Below are 18225 nucleotides of genomic sequence, written 5' to 3'. Positions count from 1 at the left end.
ATGAAGCGAGCGGGTTTTGAGGTGGTGTGAGATGCCTTGAAATGAGGATCTGGTCCCGCCGCCAGGAATCGAACCTGGATCTCAGCCTTCGGAGGGCCGAATTCTATCCGTTGAAATACAGCGAGAGGATAGGTCCGGAAACGTCCGGAGCCAGAGATTATCGCCTATCAGGCAACAGCGGTTTCAGCCTCGTGCGCAACCATCGTGCCGATCGCCGGACGCTCGAACCCGAGCCCCGCCAGATAGACGCGGAAGGTGCGCCGCCCGGTAGGCACGAGGTCGAAGGCGGTCGGGTCGAGCAGCCAGTTCTGGATGAGGCCGCTGATCAGCGCATGCATGCCCTGCGCCGCCACATGGCCGGGCACCGGCAGCTTGACGTGGGCGCGGCGCGCGGCCAGCCGCAGGGCTTTTTCGAAGTCGACCACGCAGGCATTGCGCGCATCGAGATGGCGCTGCTGCACCGAGGCCATGTCGTGCGTGTATTCGACCTTGTGGGTGGCGACGTCGAACACGCGGCGCACCTGCGGGTCGGTGGTCATGAGGGTCAGCGCGTGGACCATGCCTTCCTCGATCTCGACCAGGGGATCGTCGCTGCCGGCCGAGGCGTCGCTCTTGGGCGCGGCCTCCAGCGGCAGGATGACGCGCTCCATCATGGCGTTGAAGAGGTCGGCCTTGTCCTTGAAGTGCCAATAGATGGCGCCGCGCGTTGCACCGGCCTGCTGCGCGATCTGCTGCAGCGAGGTCTGCGAGACGCCTTGCGCCTGAAACAGCAGCTCCGCGGCGTCGAGCAACCGATTCCGCGTAGCCATTGCCTCTTCCTTCGTACGACGTGCCACCAAGTCTCCTGATTTGTAAAGCGAACGCCCCTTGCGTATCGTGGGGCCATTAATGGAGTCACTATACATCCATGAATGTATGTAAACTACCGGGCTTCCCCGATGGCCCGGCTGTTTATGCTGTCTTCCTGTTCGCCTTGCGAACACGCCATCTCCCGTCTTCGCTTCAAAGGAATCGCATGCCTCTCCTGCATGTCTCGCGCCCATCGTCCTTTTCGCCGCGTCTCGCGACCGTGGCCGCCGTTGTCCTGTTGGTCCTCGCGGGCTGCGGCAAGGGCGATGCGCCCGCCGGTCCCGGCGGCGCAGGTGGTGGCGGTGGCCACCCGCCGGCGCCCGAAGTGGGCGTGGTCGTTGCCACACCGACCGATGTCGGCCTCGTGACCGAACTGCCGGGCCGCCTGGAGGCCTCGCGCATCGCCCAGGTCCGCGCCCGCGCGTCGGGCATCCTGCTCAAACGCGAATTTCGCGAAGGCAGCGACGTGAAGGCAGGCCAGCTCCTGTTCCGCATCGACCCGGCACCGCTGGTGGCCGCTTCGCAGAACGCCCAGGCCACGCTGGCCCGCGCCGAAGCCAACGCCGTGCAGGCCAAGGCCCTGGCCGACCGCTACAAGCCGCTGGTCGAAGCCAATGCGGTCAGCAAGCAGGAATACGCGAACGCCGTCGCTTCGCAAAAAACCGCCGAAGCCGACGTTGCCGCCGGCCGCGCCGCGGTGCAGACCGCCAAGATCAACCTCGGCTATGCCGACGTGACCTCGCCCATCGCCGGCCGCATCGGCCGCGCCCTCGTGACCGAAGGCGCGCTGGTGGGCCAGGGCGACGCCACCGAGCTGGCCGTCGTGCAGCAGATCAACCCGGTGTACGTGAACTTCACGCAGTCGGCCTCCGACGTGCTGAAGCTGCGCCGCGCGCTGGCCGCCGGCCAGTACAAGCGCGCGGGCGGCGAAGAAGCCGCCAGCGTGAGCGTCGTGCTGGAAGACGGCACCGACTACCCGCTGCCCGGCAAGCTGCTGTTCTCCGACCTCACGGTGGATTCGACCACCGGCCAGGTCACGCTGCGCGCCGAAGTGCCAAACCCCAAGGGCGAGTTGCTGCCGGGTCTCTATGTGCGCGTGAAGCTGGAGCAGGCCCAGGCCAGCAATGCGATCACGCTGCCGCAGCAGGCCGTCACCCGCACCCAGCAGGGCGACACCGTCTCGGTGGTCGACAAGGACGGCAAGATCAGCAAGCGCACCGTGAAGATCAGCGCCGCCAAGGACAACCAGTGGGTGGTGCTGGACGGCCTGAAGGCCGGCGAACAGGTGATGGTCGACGGCTTCCAGAAGCTGCAGATGATGCCGCCCGGAACGCCCGTGAAGGCCGTGCCCTGGAAGAAGCCGGACCCGAACGCAGCACCGGCCCCTGCGGCACCCGCGCCCGGCGCCGCCCCCGCAGCCGCGCCGGCTGCAGCGGCCCCAGCCGCAGCGCCCGCGGCAGCCCCCGCCGCGAACGGCCAGGCTTCCGCCCCGGCCGAGAAGAAGTAATTAGGAGCGCGCCCGCATGGCCAAATTCTTTATCGACCGCCCGATCTTCGCCTGGGTGATCGCGCTGTTCATCCTGGTGATGGGCGGCGTGGCAATCACCCAGCTGCCGATCTCGCAGTACCCGCCGGTGGCCCCTCCGGCCATCGTGATCAACGTCGCCTACCCCGGCGCCTCGGCCCAGACGCTCGAGGACAGCGTGCTGTCCGTCATCGAACGTGAAATGAACGGCTCGCCGGGCCTGATCTACATGGAATCGGTGGCCCAGGCCGACGGCACCGGCACCATCACGATCAGCTTCGAGGCCGGCACCAACGACGACCTCGCACAGGTGGACGTGCAGAACCGGCTGTCGCGCGCGACGCCGCGCCTGCCGGCCGCCGTGACGCAGCAGGGCGTGCGCGTCGACAAGTCGCGCAACAACTTCCTGATGTTCGTGATGCTGTCCTCGGACAACCCGGACCTCGACCCGGTGGCGCTCGGCGATTACGCGGCACGCAACGTCGTGCCCGAGCTGCAGCGCGTCGTCGGGGTGGGCCAGGCCCAGCTGTTCGGCTCCGAGAACGCGATGCGCATCTGGATCGACCCGGCAAAGCTGCAGGGCTTCAATCTGTCGGCCACCGACGTCAACAATGCGATCCGCGCACAGAACGCCCAGGTGTCCTCGGGCACCATCGGCGACCTGCCCAACATTCCCGGCCAGGCCATCGCGGCCACCGTGGTCGTGAACGGCCAGCTCGCCAACGTGGAGCAGTTCAAGGACATCGTGCTGCGCGCCAACACCGACGGCTCGACCGTGCGGCTGAAGGACGTGGCACGCGTCGAACTCGGCGGCCAGTCGTACGCCACCTCGGCGCGCCTGAACGGTGTGCCGGCGGTCGGTATCGGCGTCCAGCCGACCCCGAACGGCAACGCGCTGCAGTCGGCCAAGGCGATCCGCGCCAAGATGACCGAGCTCGCGCGCTTCTTCCCGCAGGGTGTGAAGTGGGACATTCCGTACGACAGCTCGCGCTTCGTGCAGATCTCGATCACCGAAGTGGTCAAGACGCTGCTGGAAGCCGTGGCGCTGGTGTTCGTGGTGATGTTCCTGTTCCTGCAGAACTGGCGCTACACGATCATTCCGACCATCGTGGTGCCGATCGCGCTGCTGGGCACGTTTGCCTCGCTGCTTGCGCTCGGTTTCTCGATCAACGTGCTGACCATGTTCGGCATGGTGCTGGTGATCGGCATCGTGGTGGACGATGCCATCGTGGTGGTCGAGAACGTCGAACGCATCATGAGCGAGGAGGGGCTGTCGCCGCTCGAAGCCACGCGCAAGGCCATGAAGCAGATCTCCGGCGCCATCATCGGCGTGACGGTGGTGCTGATCTCGGTGTTCGTGCCGCTCGCGTTCTTCGCGGGTTCGACCGGCAACATCTACCGCCAGTTCTCGGCGGTGATGGTGACCTCGATCGCCTTCTCGGCCTTCATGGCGCTGTCGCTCACGCCCGCCCTGTGCGCCACGCTGCTCAAGCCCGTGGAAGCCGGCCACCACCACGAGAAGCGCGGCTTCTTCGGCTGGTTCAACCGCGGCTTCTCGCGCACGGCCAAGGGCTACGAAAGCCTGGTCGCGCGCATCCTGCGCCGCGCCGCGCGCTACCTGATCATCTACGTGGCGATCATCGGCGCGGTGGCCTACACCTACACGCACCTGCCGAGCTCGTTCCTGCCGCAGGAAGACCAGGGCAACATCATCGTGAACGTGCAGCTGCCCCCGGGCGCCACGCAGGAGCGTGCGCTGTCGGTCATGCAGCAGGTCGAGGGCTTCATCCTGAAGCAGCCTGAAGTGCAGAGCATGGTCGGCGTGATGGGCTTCAGCTTCTCGGGCCAGGGCCAGAACGCGGGCCTTGCCTTCGTGACGCTGAAGGACTGGGAAGAACGCAAGGACCCGGCCCACTCGGCCAGCGCGCTGGCCGGCCGTGCCTTCGGTGCGCTCTCGGGCATCCGCGACGCCTTCATCTACCCGTTGAGCCCGCCGCCCATTCCCGAACTGGGCAACGCCAGCGGCTTCAGCTTCCGGCTGCAAGACCGTTCCGGCGCAGGCCATGAGGCGCTGATCAACGCACGCAACCAGCTGCTGGGCATGGCCGGGCAGAGCAAGATCCTGTCGCAGGTTCGCCCCGACGGCCTGGAAGACGCGCCGCAGCTGCAGATCGACATCGACCGCGACAAGGCCAACGCCCTGGGCGTGAGCTTCGACGCGATCAATGCGACGCTCTCGACGGGCCTGGGTTCGAGCTATATCAACGACTTCCCGAACCGCGGCCGCCTGCAGCGCGTGGTGGTGCAGGCCGATGCGCCCGCCCGCATGCAGCCGGACGACCTGCTCAAGCTGAACGCCAGCAACACGCAGGGCCAGCCGGTGCCGCTGTCGGCCTTCGCGACCACCAAGTGGGTCACGGGCGCCACGCAGACGGTGCGCTACAACGGCTACCCCGCGATCCGCATCAGCGGCGACGCCGCCGCGGGCTTCAGCACGGGTGCCGCGATGGCCGAGATGGAAAAGCTCGCCAGCCAGCTGCCGCAAGGCTTCGGCTTCGAATGGACCGGCCAGTCGCGTGAAGAAAAGCTCGCGGGTTCGCAGGCCATCATCCTGTACGGCTTCGCGATCCTGGCGGTGTTCCTCTGCCTGGCCGCGCTGTACGAGAGCTGGTCGATTCCGCTGGCGGTGATTCTGGTGGTGCCGCTGGGCGTGCTGGGCGTGCTGCTGGCAACGATGCTGCGCGCCTATTCGAACGACGTGTACTTCCAGGTGGGGCTGATCACGATCATCGGCCTCTCGGCGAAGAACGCGATTCTGATCATCGAGTTCGCCAAGGACCTGCAGGCGCAGGGCAAGGGCATCGTTGAATCGGCGCTGGCCGCGGCCCACCTGCGTTTCCGCCCGATCGTGATGACCTCGCTGGCCTTCGGCCTCGGCGTGGTGCCGCTGGTGATCGCCTCGGGCGCCGGTTCGGCCAGCCAGCGCGCCATCGGCACCGGCGTGCTCGGCGGCATGGTGACCGGTACAGCTCTCGCCGTGATTTTCGTGCCGGTGTTCTTCGTGGTCGTGCGCACCCTGTTCAAGGGCAGTGCGCGCCAGCGGGAAGCCGACAAGCGGCATGCGGAAGCCGCCGGCATCGTGGAGGAACCCAAGCATGACTAAGAAACTGATTCCCACGGCCCTGGCCGCAGCGATGCTGCTGGCGGGCTGCTCGCTGATCCCGACCTACGAGCGCCCCGCCGCGCCGGTGCCGACCACCTTCCCCGGTGACCCGTCGCAACCGGCCGGCCAGGCGGCCGCGGCCCTGCCGTGGCAGGACTTCTTCACCGACCCGCGCCTGGCGGGCCTGATCCAGACCGCCCTGGCGAACAACCGGGACCTGCGCGTGTCGGTGCTCAACATCGAGCAGGCGCGCGCGCAGTTCCAGATAGAGCGCTCGGCGCTGTTCCCGGCACTGGGCCTCACGGGCAGCGGCTCGCGCTCGAGCCCGAACAGCTTCCAGGCATTCGACAGCAGCGTGGGCAGCGTGTCGTCGCAGTACAGCGTGAACTTCGGCTTCACCGCCTGGGAGCTCGACTTCTTCGGCCGCATCCGCGCGCTGAAGGACCAGGCACTGTCGCAGTACCTCGCCACAGAAGAAACGCGCAAGGCCGCGCAGATCAGCCTGATCGCCTCGGTCGCCACCGGCTGGATCACGCTGATGGCCGACGACGAGTTGCTGGAGATCACGCGCCAGACGATGGTCACGCGCGAGGAGTCTGTGCGCCTTGCCAAGCTGCGCTTCGACAACGGCGTGTCGTCCGAAATCGACTTCCAGGCCGCCAACACGGCCGCGGAAAGTGCCCGCGCCACCTACGCGCAACAGCAGCGCGCGCGCATGCAGGACGAGAACGCGCTCGCCCTGCTGCTGGGCGCGCCGGTGCCGGCGGACGCCCTCTCGGGCGGCGCCAAGGGCCTGGACGGCATCAAGCCGATGCCCGATGTGCCCGCGGGCCTGCCCTCGGACATGCTGATCGAGCGGCCCGACATCCGCGCGGCCGAGCAGCAATTGATTGCCGCCAACGCCAACATCGGTGCGGCGCGCGCGAACTTCTTCCCGCGCGTGTCGCTGACCAGCGGCATCGGCACCGCGAGCAGCGAGTTCTCGGGCCTGTTCGACCGCGGCTCCAAGGCCTGGTCGTTCGCGCCCACGGTCACGCTGCCGATCTTCGATGCGGGCCGCAACTGGGCCACGCTGCAATCGTCCAAGGCCGGACGCGAGATCGCGGTCGCGCAGTACGAGAAGTCGATCCAGACCGCGTTCCGCGAAGTGGCGGACGCGCTGGCCGGCCGCGCCACCCTGGGTGAAGAGGTGCGGGCACAGCGCGCGCAGGCCACGGCGGAAGCGGTGCGCTTCAAGCTCTCCGATCTGCGCTATCGCAACGGCATCGCCAGCGCGCTCGACCTGCTCGATGCGCAGCGCTCGCTGTTCACGGCGCAGCAACTGGCGGTCAACGCGCGGCTCCTGCAATTGCAGAACCAGGTCACGCTGTACAAGACGCTGGGTGGCGGCTGGGCAACGCGCGACAAGGGTTGAGGCGCCTGCGCGCCCGATATCGGGAGGCCAATCGCCCGCTGGGGCGAGGGGCCTCTCTATAATCGTCGGTTGATCTAGAAAAAGCCCCCCGACGAGCCCCCGTTATTGAGGACGCCATGAGCGCAGACCCGCACTACCAGGCCACAGAAGAAGCCCATACCGGCCCCATCAAGAACCCGAAGCAACTGCTGCTCGCGGTATTTTTCTCCTTCATTGCACCGATCCTGATCATCGTGGGGCTTGTCGCCTACGTGGTCTCGGGCACCAAGCCCGCCGGCACCGCGGAGGGCGACAACATGGCGCTCTACGGCGTGTCGAAGGAATCGCGCGACAAGGAAGTGGCCGAGCGCCTCAAGAAAGTCGGCGCCATCGAGATCCGCGATGCCAACCGCCCGCTCACCGCTGGCGAGGCCGTGTTCAAGGCCCAGTGCGTGGCCTGCCACGGCGCACCGGGCATCCCCGGCGCTCCTCACCTGAACGACGCTGCAGCCTGGGGCCCCCGCATCGGCCAGGGCTATGCAACGCTGCTGGAACATGCGCTCAAGGGCAAGGGCGCGATGCCTCCCCAGGGCGGCGGCGACTTCGAAGACCTCGAAATCGGCCGCGCGGTGGTCTACATGGCCAATGCCGGCGGCGCCAAGTTCCCGGTGCCCGAGCGTCCGGCGGCCGCAGCGCCCGCAGAAGGTGCTTCGGGTGCGGCGCCTGCCGCCTCGGCACCTGCAGCCGCGGCTTCGACGGCTGCAGCAGCACCGGCCAAGTAATCCGCTTCGTCCCAAAGAAAAGCCGGCTCAGCGCCGGCTTTTTTGTGGGCGATCGGCGCCTGGACTACTGTTTTGATAGCGCCGCAGCGGCCCCGGCATGGCGCTGCGCCGGGCTCATGACGTGACCGAAGCGCTGCGGCAGTTCGCTGGCCTGCATCGTCTCGGGCGTCCACAGGCCCTGTTCGATGGCTTCGGCCGCGATCCCCACGTCCTGCGTGTGCACCAGCCCGAGCCCGATCGGCGCGACCAGATAGAGCCGCCCGGCCTCGTCGAGCAGGCAGCCCGAGACGTCGACTGCCTGCCCGGTATGGGCCGTGACGGTGAACCTGCCACCGCCTTCGTCGGCCACGCGCCACACCAGCGGCGCAGCTTCCAGTTCGACATACACACGCTGCGGCCCGTTCTGGAAGAACCACTGCCCTTCGTCGTCGTGCTCGTAGTTGCGATGGATGAAGTCGATCAGCTTGTCGTGCCGCAGCATCGAGCCCTTGGCCTGCACGAACGGCCCCTCGGCTTGCGTGCGGTCGTCGCGCATGTACCAGTTGCCGCGCGCATCAAGCCCCAGCCAGCCGTAGCAGTGCGGCACATTGGGCCATTTGGCGAGCGCTTGCTTGACGATGTCGTCCATGAATTCATTCTCCTGCCGGCTGCGCTGGTGAAGCGTCAGCCAAAACGCCGCCGTGTACCTGCAGCCAGTTGCCCACGCGCTCCGGCATTCCGCGCACATGCCCCGGCGGCAGGCCCAGCGGAAAGCCGACGTGCCCGCCGTGCGCCGGCTGCCACAGCGTCACATGCCGCCCGACCTCGCCCGGCCCCGGCAGGCTGCGGGCCGGAATGAACGGATCGTTGAGCGCGTTCACCACCAGCGTGGGCACGCGGATCTGGCCCAGGTGCGGCTTGGACGAACCCCGCGCCCAGTAGTCGTCGGTGTTGCGAAAGCCGTGCAGCGGCGCGGTGAACACGTCGTCGAAGGTGTAGAGGTCGCGCGCGGCCAGCAGCCGGTCGCGGTCGAACAGGCCCGGGAACTGTGCGAGCTTGGCCATCGCCTTGGGCTTCATGGTCGCGAGGAACATGCGCGTGTAGACCAGCTTGTTGAAGCCCCGGCCGATCGCCTCGCCGCCCGCGGCGAGGTCGAGCGGCGCGCAGACCGAAGCCACGGCGCTGACCGATTCACGCGCCGCGTCGCCCGCCTCGCAGGCCCAGCGCAAGAGCGCATTGCCGCCCAGCGAGACGCCCGCCGCCAGCACCGGGCCGCCGCCGCGCAGCGTGTGCTGGTCGTGCATGCGCTTCAAGATCCAGCCGATCTCTTCGTAGTCGCCCGAGTGGTAGGCGCGCGGCGCAAGGTTCAGCTCGCCGCTGCAGCCTCGGAAGTGCGGCACGGCAAAGGCCATGCCCTGCTCGGCCGCGAACGCCGCGAAGGCCTCCGCATAGTGGCTGCGCGACGAGCCCTCGAGCCCGTGGAACAGCACCAGCAGCGGCCGTGGGCCCGGCAGCGGCGCATCGATGAAATCGACGTCGATGAAATCCCCGTCGGGCGCGTTCCAGCGCTCGCGGCGGTACGCGGGCGCCGTGCCGTCGAAGCGGCGCGCATAGAGCGCGGCCCAGATGGTCTGCAGGTTGCCGCCGGGCAGCCAGCGCGGCGCCACGTAGCCCATCGACGATCGAAGCGAGGAGAAAGAAGAAGAGAAGGAATCGGCGGAAGACATCAATGCAGGGTCTGGGGCGGATCGTTCGCGTCGTCGGGCTCCCGCGCGCTGCCCGGGCTCGCGTGGTGCGCCACCATGCGCCAGCCCTGCGCGGTCTTGTGATAGACGTTGGTGGCCAGCACGAACGCATGGCGCGGGCCTTCGGCGGTGAGCACCTCGATGCGCTCGAGCACGTTGTGCACCGCGCTCGCGAGCGACTCGATCTTGCGCACCCGCGCCGGCATGGCGTGGATCGCGCCGTTGCCGAACATCTGCTCGAACGCGGCGCGGATCGCCACGGCGCCCACCAGCCGCGGGCCGCCAGGGTGCACGCAGAAAACCTCGTCCTCATCGGCCCAGCAGGCCATCAGCGCATCGATGTCGCCGCGCTGCAGCGCTTCGTAGAAAGCCGCTTCGACGTCATCGGCGGTGCCGCCGATGGCCGCGGCGGTGCGGTGTGGGGTCTTGGGCATGGCGTGATTTTGCCGCGCCGTTCGTGACGCCGACGCTGCACCGCTTTGGCGAGGCTTGCACCGCGCCGCCGCAATTTTTCCGGTTCGCCTGCTCCACTTTGGACCAATTGGTCAAAACCCAAGCACCAGAAAAGCCTAACTCATTGATATGAAAGGCTTTATTCGATTGGCACGCACCATGCATAGGACTCCTCAACCCGCAACAGGAGCCCTTCATGAACGTCGGCATCTTCATTCCCATCGGCAACAACGGCTGGCTGTTGTCCGAGAACGCACCGCAGTACAAGCCCAGTTTCGCGCTCAACAAGGAGATCACGCTGAAGGCCGAGCACTACGGCGTCGACTTCGCGCTGTCGATGATCAAGCTGCGCGGCTTCGGCGGCAAGACCGAGTTCTGGAACCACAACCTCGAGTCCTTCACGCTCATGGCCGGGCTCGCGGCCGTCACGACGAAGATCAAGCTTTTCGCCACGGCCGCCTCGCTGGTGATGCCACCGGCCATCGTCGCGCGCATGGCCTCGACCATCGATTCGATCTCCGGCGGCCGCTTCGGCCTGAACCTCGTTACCGGCTGGCAGCGGCCTGAGTATTCGCAGATGGGCATGTGGCCCGGCGACCAGTTCTTCGGCTCGCGCTACCAGTACCTCTCCGAATACATCCAGGTGCTGCGCGACCTCTGGGGCAAGGGCCAGTCCGACTTCAAGGGCGAGCATTTCCAGATGGACGACTGCCGCCTGAGCCCGCAGCCGCAGGCCGACATGAAGGTGATCTGCGCCGGCCAGAGCGATGCGGGCATGGACTTCTCCGCGAAGTACGCCGACTACAACTTCTGCTTCGGCAAGGGCGTGAACACGCCCAAGGCCTTCGCGCCCGCGGCGGAAAAACTCATCGAGGCCGCGCGCAAGACCGGCCGCCATGTCACCACCTATGTGCTGATGATGGTGATCGCCGACGAAACCGATGAGGCCGCGCGCGCCAAGTGGGAGCACTACAAGGCCGGCGCCGACCACGAGGCCATCGCCTGGCTCGGGCAGCAGGGCGCGGCCGACACCAAGTCGGGCGCCGACACCAACGTGCGCCAGATGGCCGACCCGACCTCGGCAGTGAACATCAACATGGGCACGCTGGTCGGCTCCTACGCCACCGTCGCGCGCCTGCTCGACGAAATGGCCGAGGTGCCCGGCACCGAAGGCGTGCTGCTGACCTTCGACGACTTCGTGCAAGGCGTCGAGGCCTTCGGCGAACGCATCCAGCCGCTGATGAAGAGCCGCGCGCATGTGCAGAGCCCCGTGCCGTCGCAGGCCGAACCCGAGCGCCTCGCGGCCTGAAGGGAGACGCACATGACCACGCCCGCCGCGAAGAACACCACGCTCACTTCGACCACGCCCGTCGGCGCGCCGCGCCTGCCCGGTGCGCCCGCGCCGCTCGTGCTGCCCGCGCGCCCCGAACCGCTCGCGCTGCATGCCACCGATTCCGCGCTCATCGTCGTCGACATGCAGAACGCCTACGCCTCGCTCGGCGGGTATGTCGATTCGGCCGGTTTCGACATCTCGGGCGCGCAGGGCACCATCGCCAACATCGCACGCACCATCGCCGCTGCGCGCGCGGCCGGCATGCTGGTCGTGTTCCTGCAGAACGGCTGGGATGCGGCGTATGTGGAAGCGGGCGGCCCCGGCTCGCCCAACTGGCACAAGTCGAACGCGCTCAAGACCATGCGCGCCAGGCCCGAGCTGCAAGGCAAGTTCCTCGCCAAGGGCGGCTGGGACTACGAGCTCATCGACGAGATGAAGCCGCAGCCCGGCGACATCGTCGTGCCCAAGACGCGCTACAGCGGCTTCTTCAACAGCACGCTCGACAGCACCCTGCGCGCACGCGGCATCCGCCACCTGGTGTTCACCGGTATCGCCACCAACGTGTGCGTCGAATCGACGCTGCGCGACGCGTTCCACCTCGAATATTTCGCCGTGATGCTCGAAGACGCGACGCACGAACTGGGCGGCGCGGCCATCCAGAAAGCCTCGGTCTACAACGTGGAGACCTTCTTCGGCTGGGTCTCCACGGTCGATCAGTTCTGCAGCACCTTCGCGCCGCAAGCCGCCCTTCAACCTGCAACGACCGAAGCGGCTGAAACAGCCGTTGCCTGATTCATTTTTTCAAGGAGTTTTCCGAATGCCCAAGCAAGCCATCATCCCTCCCGGCACCGGCGTGCCGCTCGCCCCGTATGTCCCGGGCACGCTCGCCGACGGCATCCTCTACGTGTCGGGCACGCTGCCCTTCGACAAGGACAACAACGTGGTCCATGTCGGCGATGCCGCCGCGCAGGCGCGGCATGTGCTCACCATCATCCAGGGCGTGGTCGAGGCTGCCGGCGGCACCATGGACGATGTGACCTTCAACCAGATCATGCTCAAGGACTGGGCCGACTACGCGAAGATCAACGCGGTGTATGCCGAGTTCTTTCCCGGCACCAAGCCTGCGCGCTACTGCATCCAGTGCGGCCTGGTGAAGCCCGACGCACTGATCGAGATCGCCTCGACCGCGCACATCGGCAAGAAGGCCTGAGCCTCATGAGCGCCGCGCAGGGCCGCCCCAAGCAAGCTCGCTCCCGCCTGGCGGGAAGGCGCGTAGCGCCAAGGGTGCACCAATGACCTCGCTGCACTACGAGGTGCACGGGCCGTCGGACGCGGCCACCACCGTGCTGCTGTCGTCGGGCCTCGGCGGCTCCGCCGGCTTCTGGCGGCCGCAACTCGGCGCGCTGGTCGAGGCCGGCCACCGCGTCATCGCCTACGACCAGCGCGGCACGGGCCGCAGCCCCGCCACGCTGCCAGCGAGCGACTACGCGATCGCCGACATGGCGCGCGACGTGATCGAGATCCTCGACGCCACTGACACGGCGCGGTGCCACTTCGCGGGCCACGCGCTCGGTGGACTGGTCGGCCTGCAGCTCGCGCTCGATGCGCCCGACTGCGTGGCGAGCCTGGTGCTCGTCAACGCATGGTCGAAGCCGAACCCGCATTCGGCGCGCTGCTTCGATGCGCGGCTCGCGCTGCTCGGCGCACTCGGTGCGCGCGCGTATGTCGAAGCCCAGCCGATCTTTCTGTACCCTGCCGCCTGGTGCGCCGAGCATGCGCAGCGCGTGGCCGACGAAGTCGATCACGCCTTCGCGCACTTCCCCGGCGAATCCAACATGCGCGCGCGCATCGCCGCACTGCGTGCTTTCGACATCGATGCGCGCCTTTCCGACATCACCGCGCCCACGCTGGTGACTGCCGCCAGGGACGACGTGCTCGTCCCCTGGACCTGTTCGCAGCGTCTGGCCGACGGCTTGCGCGACGTCACGCTCGATTTCGTGCCGCATGGCGGCCATGCGCACAGCGTGACCGAAGCCGATGCGTTCAACCGCAGCCTTCTCGATTTTCTTGCCCGTGTCGGCACACCCGCCACTCCTCCGGTTCACGCATGACCTCCACACAGATCCTCGAAGACGCCGCACTCGCGCTTCTCTTCACCAGCGCGCGCAGCCACAACGGCTGGACCGGCGAGCCCGTGTCCGATGCCCAGCTGCAGCGCATCTACACGCTTGCCAGCCTGGGGCCGACCTCGGCCAATTGCTCGCCCGCGCGCTTCGTGTTCGTGCGAACGCCCGAAGGCAAGCAGCGCCTTGCGCCCGCGCTGTCCAAGGGCAACCTCGACAAGACCATGAGCGCGCCGGTGACGGTCATCGCCGCATGGGACCGCAGGTTCTACGACAAGCTGCCCACGCTGTTCCCGCACACCGATGCGCGCAGCTGGTTCACCGGCAGCCCCGAGGCCGCGCACGAAACCGCCTTCCGCAACGCCAGCCTGCAGGCCGGCTACCTGCTGCTCGCCGCGCGCGCCGTGGGTCTCGATGCCGGCCCGATGTCGGGCTTCGACAAGGCGAAGGTCGATGCCGCTTTTTTCGAAGGCACCGACTGGACCGTCAACTTCCTCATCAACCTCGGCCACGGCGATGCGTCGAAGGTGTTCGGGCGCCTGCCACGCCTGCCCTTCGACGAGGCCTGCCTGCTGGCCTGAGGCCCGCGGCAAAGCACACGCTTCCCAGGAGTCACGACATGCTGAACACGATGGCCTCCCACCCCGCATCGAACCCGAACGGCCTGCCGCCTGGCGCGCCCTCTTCCTCCTTGCCGAAATCCGACTACCGCAATGCGATGGCGCGGCTGGGCGCGGCCGTCAACATCATCACCACCGATGGCCCCGCCGGGCGCGCCGGCTTCACGGCTTCGGCCGTGTGCAGCGTGACCGACGAGCCGCCGACCTTGCTGGTGTGCCTGAACCGCTCGGCGTCGGTGTACCCGGCGTTCAAGGCGAACGGCGTGCTGTGCGTGAACGTGCTGGCTGCGGGGCACCAGGCGCTCTCCGCGTTGTTCGGCGGCAAGACGCCGATGGACGAGCGTTTTGCCGCCGGCCGCTGGAGCCGCAAGACCACCGGCTCGCCGATGCTTGACGACGCGGCCGTGTCCTTCGATTGCCGCGTGGTGCACGCCACAAGTGCGGGCACGCACGACGTGCTCTTTTGCGAGGCGGTGGCCATCGCCATCGGCGGCGCGGCGGAGGGGCTGATCTACTTCGATCGCCGCTATCACGAGATCGCGGCACCGCCGCAGCACTGAACTCCGTGTGGTCCCCTCTCCCCTCGGGGAGAGGGTCAGGGTGAGGGAGCTGCGGCGCTTGCGCTAGACAGTTGTGGGTTCGAGGCCGCTACCCTCACCCCAGCCCTCTCCCCAAGGGGAGAGGGAGCAATTCATTCAGGCCTCGCCTGAAAAAGAAAATCATCAGCGCGGCGTGATGCCCTGCAGCACGATGCGCTGGATGTTCTGCACCGTCTGTTCGAAGAACGCCGCATCGTCCAGCGTGTGCCCCGAGAGCGCCTGCACCTGCACGCCGAAATCCGCGTAGTGCTGCGTGACCGCCCACAGCGCGAAGATCAGATGGTGCGGATCGACCGGCGCGAGCTTGCCGGCCTCGACCCACGCCTTGATGACTTCCGACTTTTTCTCCACCAGCGTGCGCAGCTCGCGGTCGAGTTCGTCGCGCAGCAGCGGCGCGCCCTGGATCATTTCAAGACAGAACAGGCGCGACGCATCCGGTCGATCGCGCGAGACGACCAGCTTGCGCCGGATGTAGTCGCCGATGGCTTCGCTCGGGTCCTGCTCGGCACTGAAGCCGCGCAGCGGCTCGAGCCACAGCGCGAGCAGGTCGCGCAGCACGTTGACGTACAGCTCTTCCTTGTTGGCGAAGTAATAGAGCAGGTTGCTCTTCGAGACGTCGGCGCGCGCGGCCACCTGGTCGATCGACGTGCCGTGCAATCCGAAACGGGAGAACAGCCCCAGCGCGGCACCGAGGATCGCGCTGCGCTTGTCCTCGATCTGGCGCAGCCGCCGGCTCACGGCGGAGGCGCTGCGCACCGCGGGTTTCGCTCGCTTGCGCGCCGGCTTGTCGGTGGTGTCGCTGCTGGCTGCGGCCAGCGCCTTGGTCTTCGGCATCTTCCCTCGCTTCTTCTGGATTCCGTCATCGTTCGACTGCGAACGACACGCTTGCACGAGCCGTACCCGCAAGCGCTTGCCGTCGCGGCGCACCACTGTAAGGCCACCGTGCATCGCCTTGCGCCAACGCGGCCTGCAGGCCTCGCGCCGCGCACCATGCTGACGCGACAAAAGCGATTTGTCCATTTGGTCCAACTGGCACAGACGTTGCATGGAGCACGGGTACGCACGCCACGCATGAGGAGCACCCATGACCCTTCTGTCCGTCCCCATCATCGATCTCGCGCCCTACTTCGCCGGCAGCCCCGAAGGCAAGGCAGAGGTTGCGAGAAAAGTCGACGAAGCCTGCCGCAGCATCGGCTTCCTGGTCATCACCAACCACGGCATTCCCGCCGATCTGATCTCGCGCGTGGCGACCTTGTCACGCCGGTTCTTCGACATGCCGCTCGGCGAGAAACGCAAGGTCGATCGTCCGCGCGAAGACGCGGTGCGCGGCTACAGCGCGGTCGGCGAAGAGGGCTTGTCGTACAGCCTCGAAGAAGTGGCGCCCGGTGATCTGAAGGAATCGTTTTCCATCGGCCCGTCGAACGTGCCCGACGACGATTACCACCGCGGCCCCGCCGCCGGCCCGCACTTCGAGCCCAACAGCTGGCCACCCATAGACGGCTTCCGCGAAGCGTACGAGGGCTACTTCGAGGCCATGAGCGATCTCTCGCGTTCGCTGATGCGCATCTTCGCGCTCGGCCTCGCGCTGCCCGAGACCTTCTTCGACGACAAGATCGACGAACACATCAGCATGTTCCGCGTGCTGAGCTATCCGCCGCAGCGGGAGCAACCGCTGCCCGGCCAACTGCGCGCGGGCGCGCACAGCGACTACGGCAGCCTCACCATTGTGCTGCCCGACGACAAGGGCCTGCAGGTGTTCAACAAGGCTGGCCAGTGGGTCGACGTGCCGCAAGTGGAAGGCGGCCTGGTGGTCAACATCGCCGACCTGATGATGCAGTGGACCAACGACCAGTGGGTGTCGACCCTGCACCGCGTGATCAACCCGCCCTTCGAGGTGGCGAGCACCAATCGCCGGCAGTCGCTGGTGTTCTTTCACCAGCCGAACTACGACGCGATGGTCGAGTGCCTGCCCAGTTGCCTTGCACCGGGAGAGCAGGCCAAGTACCCGCCCATTTCGTCCGGCGACCACCTCACATCGAAGTTCGTGAAGCAGACGACCTTCGGCGGCACCAAGGCGATGGCCTGAGCCGAAGCCCGACATGGCACACCTCTCCTATGTCAACGTGTTCGCCAAAGACGTGGTCGCGCTCAGCGGCTTCTACCGGCGCGTGTTCGGCTTCCCCGAGATCGAGGCGATCCGCTCGCCGATCTTCCGGGGACTGGACACCGGCAAGTCGAGCCTCGGTTTCAACGCGCTCGATGCCTACGAGCTGCTGCACCTGGCCGAGTTCTCCGACACGCGCGGCGTGAAGTTCCTGCTGAACATCGACGTCGACAGCCAGGCCGACGTCGACCGCATGGTGCCGGTCGCGCTCGAGGCTGGCGCCACGCTCGTGAAGCCGCCTTACGTCACCTACTACAACTGGTACCAGTCGGTGCTGCTCGACCCCGAGGGCAATGTGTTCCGCATCAACTTCATGATGTGACGCGCGCGGCCCCTCCTTCTCTTTTCCTTCTGTCACTCCCCCTGCTTCCCACGAAAGGTTGCTCCATGCTGCGCACACCCACCACCGGCTTCCTCGGCCTTGCACTGACGCTCGCAGCCGGCGGCGCGTTCTTCGTCACGCTGCCCGCCACGGCGGCCGAGGGCTTCACCCTCAAGGACAAGCCCAAGATCGCGATGCTCTATTTCGGCCCCAAGAACGACGGCGGCTGGACGCAGGCCTTCGACGAGGCACGCGTGAAGATCGAGAAGGAGCTCGGCCAGAAGATCCAGTTCGTGGAGAACGTGCCCGAGGACGCCTCGGCCATCAAGCCGGCGGCCGAGAAGTTCATCCAGCGCGGCGCCAACATCGTGATCGGCACCGCCTTCGGCTACTCGGACAGCTTCAAGGACCTGGCCGCCAAGTACCCCGATGTCGCCTTCTTGAACGGCTCGGGCACCACCAACGGCACGAACCTCGAATCGTTCTACGGCCGCACCTACGAGAGCCAGTACCTGTGCGGCATGGCCGCGGGCGCGGCCTCCAAGACCGGCAAGCTCGGCTTCGTCGCGGCCAACCCCTTCGGCGTGGTGAACTGGACCATCAACGCCTTCGCGCTCGGGGCGCAGAAGATGAACCCCAACGCCACGGTCAACGTGATCTACACCGGCGCCTGGAACGACCCCATCAAGGAACGCGCCGCCGCTGCCGCGCTCATCGACCAGGGTGCCGATGTCATCGGCCAGCACGTGGACAGCCCCACGCCGCAGATCGTGGCGCAGGAGCGCGGCGTGTACGGCACCGGCCACCACCGGGACCTTCGCCAGTTCGCGCCCAAGGCGACGCTGTGCTCGTCGGTGTGGGTGTGGGACCGGTTCCTCGTGCCTGAACTCAAGAAAGTGATGGCCGGCGGCTGGAAGCCCGCGCCCTACGGCGCCTTCATCGCCATGAAGGACGGCGGCACCGACATCGCAGGCTTCGGCCCCGCGGTGCCCAAGGACAAGGCCGCGCTGATCACCGCCGAGCGCGAAGCGATCATGAAGGGCAAGCAGGTCTACGCAGGCCCGCTCGCGGACCGCGACGGCAAGGAGCGCGTTGCCAAGGGCGCGGTGCTCTCGGATGCCGATCTCTGGAAGATGGACTGGTTCGTCAAGGGCGTGGTCACGCAGAAGTAGGCC

18 protein-coding genes and 1 tRNA gene are annotated in these 18225 nt (G+C 67.2%); 13 read left to right on the top strand and 6 right to left on the bottom strand.

What is annotated here, in order from left to right:
* Positions 1-50 precede the first annotated feature (50 nt).
* Together QF040_RS27805 and QF040_RS27800 are read right to left on the bottom strand one after the other, a co-directional pair.
* A tRNA-Arg gene (locus QF040_RS27805) sits at positions 51-125 on the bottom strand.
* A gap of 42 nt (positions 126-167) precedes the next feature.
* Complete coding sequence (locus QF040_RS27800) at positions 168-809, bottom strand: TetR family transcriptional regulator (RefSeq protein WP_429613662.1); 642 nt, start codon at positions 807-809, stop codon at positions 168-170.
* Between the two features lie 206 nt (positions 810-1015).
* On the opposite strand from QF040_RS27800, the gene QF040_RS27795 reads away from it, so the two are divergent.
* From QF040_RS27795 to QF040_RS27780, 4 genes are all read left to right on the top strand, one after another.
* Complete coding sequence (locus tag QF040_RS27795; RefSeq protein WP_429613661.1) at positions 1016-2356, top strand: efflux RND transporter periplasmic adaptor subunit; 1341 nt, start codon at positions 1016-1018, stop codon at positions 2354-2356.
* Between the two features lie 16 nt (positions 2357-2372).
* Positions 2373-5537, top strand: coding sequence for an efflux RND transporter permease subunit (locus tag QF040_RS27790; protein WP_429613660.1), 3165 nt, complete (start codon positions 2373-2375; stop codon positions 5535-5537).
* Positions 5530-6951: an efflux transporter outer membrane subunit gene (locus QF040_RS27785; RefSeq protein WP_306882594.1), complete on the top strand. Its 1422-nt coding sequence runs from the start codon at positions 5530-5532 to the stop codon at positions 6949-6951. Before QF040_RS27790 ends, QF040_RS27785 begins: the two co-directional genes overlap by 8 nt.
* Before the next feature lie 116 nt (positions 6952-7067).
* The gene (locus QF040_RS27780; RefSeq protein WP_429613659.1) at positions 7068-7712 is read left to right on the top strand and encodes a c-type cytochrome; all 645 of its coding nucleotides are present in this window, start codon (positions 7068-7070) and stop codon (positions 7710-7712) included.
* A gap of 64 nt (positions 7713-7776) precedes the next feature.
* Here the strand turns inward: QF040_RS27780 and QF040_RS27775 are convergent, their stop codons facing one another.
* Genes QF040_RS27775 through QF040_RS27765 form a run of 3 tightly spaced genes read right to left on the bottom strand, consistent with a single transcriptional unit; the run spans position 7777 to position 9870 of the window.
* The gene (locus QF040_RS27775) at positions 7777-8340 is read right to left on the bottom strand and encodes a DUF2946 family protein (RefSeq protein ID WP_429613658.1); all 564 of its coding nucleotides are present in this window, start codon (positions 8338-8340) and stop codon (positions 7777-7779) included.
* A gap of 4 nt (positions 8341-8344) precedes the next feature.
* A complete protein-coding gene (locus QF040_RS27770; RefSeq protein ID WP_429614700.1) occupies positions 8345-9367 on the bottom strand; it encodes a YheT family hydrolase in 1023 nt (340 codons plus the stop codon).
* 50 nt (positions 9368-9417) lie between these two features.
* On the bottom strand, positions 9418-9870 hold the full coding sequence (locus QF040_RS27765) for a YybH family protein (protein WP_013543846.1): 453 nt from the start codon (positions 9868-9870) through the stop codon (positions 9418-9420).
* 215 nt (positions 9871-10085) lie between these two features.
* Between QF040_RS27765 and rutA the strand changes: the two genes are divergently transcribed.
* The 6 genes from rutA (at position 10086) to rutF (ending at position 14525) form a co-directional block, all read left to right on the top strand.
* Entirely contained in the window at positions 10086-11198 is a 1113-nt protein-coding gene (gene rutA, locus QF040_RS27760) for a pyrimidine utilization protein A (protein WP_429613657.1), read from the top strand.
* A gap of 12 nt (positions 11199-11210) precedes the next feature.
* A complete protein-coding gene (gene rutB, locus QF040_RS27755) occupies positions 11211-12014 on the top strand; it encodes a pyrimidine utilization protein B (protein WP_429613656.1) in 804 nt (267 codons plus the stop codon).
* 25 nt (positions 12015-12039) lie between these two features.
* Positions 12040-12432 (top strand): pyrimidine utilization protein C, encoded by a 393-nt coding sequence (gene rutC / locus QF040_RS27750; RefSeq protein ID WP_307511150.1) that lies wholly within the window; start codon positions 12040-12042, stop codon positions 12430-12432.
* Between the two features lie 82 nt (positions 12433-12514).
* Positions 12515-13333 carry a pyrimidine utilization protein D gene (rutD, locus tag QF040_RS27745; protein WP_429613655.1) on the top strand — a complete coding sequence of 273 codons (819 nt, stop codon included), beginning with the start codon at positions 12515-12517 and terminating at the stop codon, positions 13331-13333.
* On the top strand, positions 13330-13926 hold the full coding sequence (locus tag QF040_RS27740; protein ID WP_306882587.1) for a malonic semialdehyde reductase: 597 nt from the start codon (positions 13330-13332) through the stop codon (positions 13924-13926). Before rutD ends, QF040_RS27740 begins: the two co-directional genes overlap by 4 nt.
* A 38-nt stretch (positions 13927-13964) precedes the next feature.
* Complete coding sequence (gene rutF, locus QF040_RS27735; protein ID WP_429613654.1) at positions 13965-14525, top strand: NADH-dependent FMN reductase RutF; 561 nt, start codon at positions 13965-13967, stop codon at positions 14523-14525.
* A gap of 162 nt (positions 14526-14687) precedes the next feature.
* Here the strand turns inward: rutF and rutR are convergent, their stop codons facing one another.
* Positions 14688-15398, bottom strand: coding sequence for an HTH-type transcriptional regulator RutR (gene rutR, locus QF040_RS27730; protein ID WP_307646247.1), 711 nt, complete (start codon positions 15396-15398; stop codon positions 14688-14690).
* Between the two features lie 250 nt (positions 15399-15648).
* Between rutR and QF040_RS27725 the strand changes: the two genes are divergently transcribed.
* The 3 genes from QF040_RS27725 (at position 15649) to QF040_RS27715 (ending at position 18222) form a co-directional block, all read left to right on the top strand.
* The gene (locus tag QF040_RS27725; RefSeq protein ID WP_429613653.1) at positions 15649-16650 is read left to right on the top strand and encodes an isopenicillin N synthase family dioxygenase; all 1002 of its coding nucleotides are present in this window, start codon (positions 15649-15651) and stop codon (positions 16648-16650) included.
* Positions 16651-16663: 13 nt separating this feature from the next.
* The gene (locus QF040_RS27720) at positions 16664-17050 is read left to right on the top strand and encodes a VOC family protein (RefSeq protein WP_429613652.1); all 387 of its coding nucleotides are present in this window, start codon (positions 16664-16666) and stop codon (positions 17048-17050) included.
* A gap of 65 nt (positions 17051-17115) precedes the next feature.
* Positions 17116-18222: a BMP family ABC transporter substrate-binding protein gene (locus QF040_RS27715; protein WP_429613651.1), complete on the top strand. Its 1107-nt coding sequence runs from the start codon at positions 17116-17118 to the stop codon at positions 18220-18222.
* The last annotated feature ends 3 nt before the right edge of the window (positions 18223-18225 follow it).

Origin of the sequence: Variovorax sp. W2I14 (genome assembly GCF_050435205.1) — a bacterium.
Lineage (GTDB): Bacteria > Pseudomonadota > Gammaproteobacteria > Burkholderiales > Burkholderiaceae_C > Variovorax > Variovorax paradoxus_C.
Note: the sequence above shows the minus strand (reverse complement) of the source record. Positions and strands in the feature narration are given on the sequence as shown.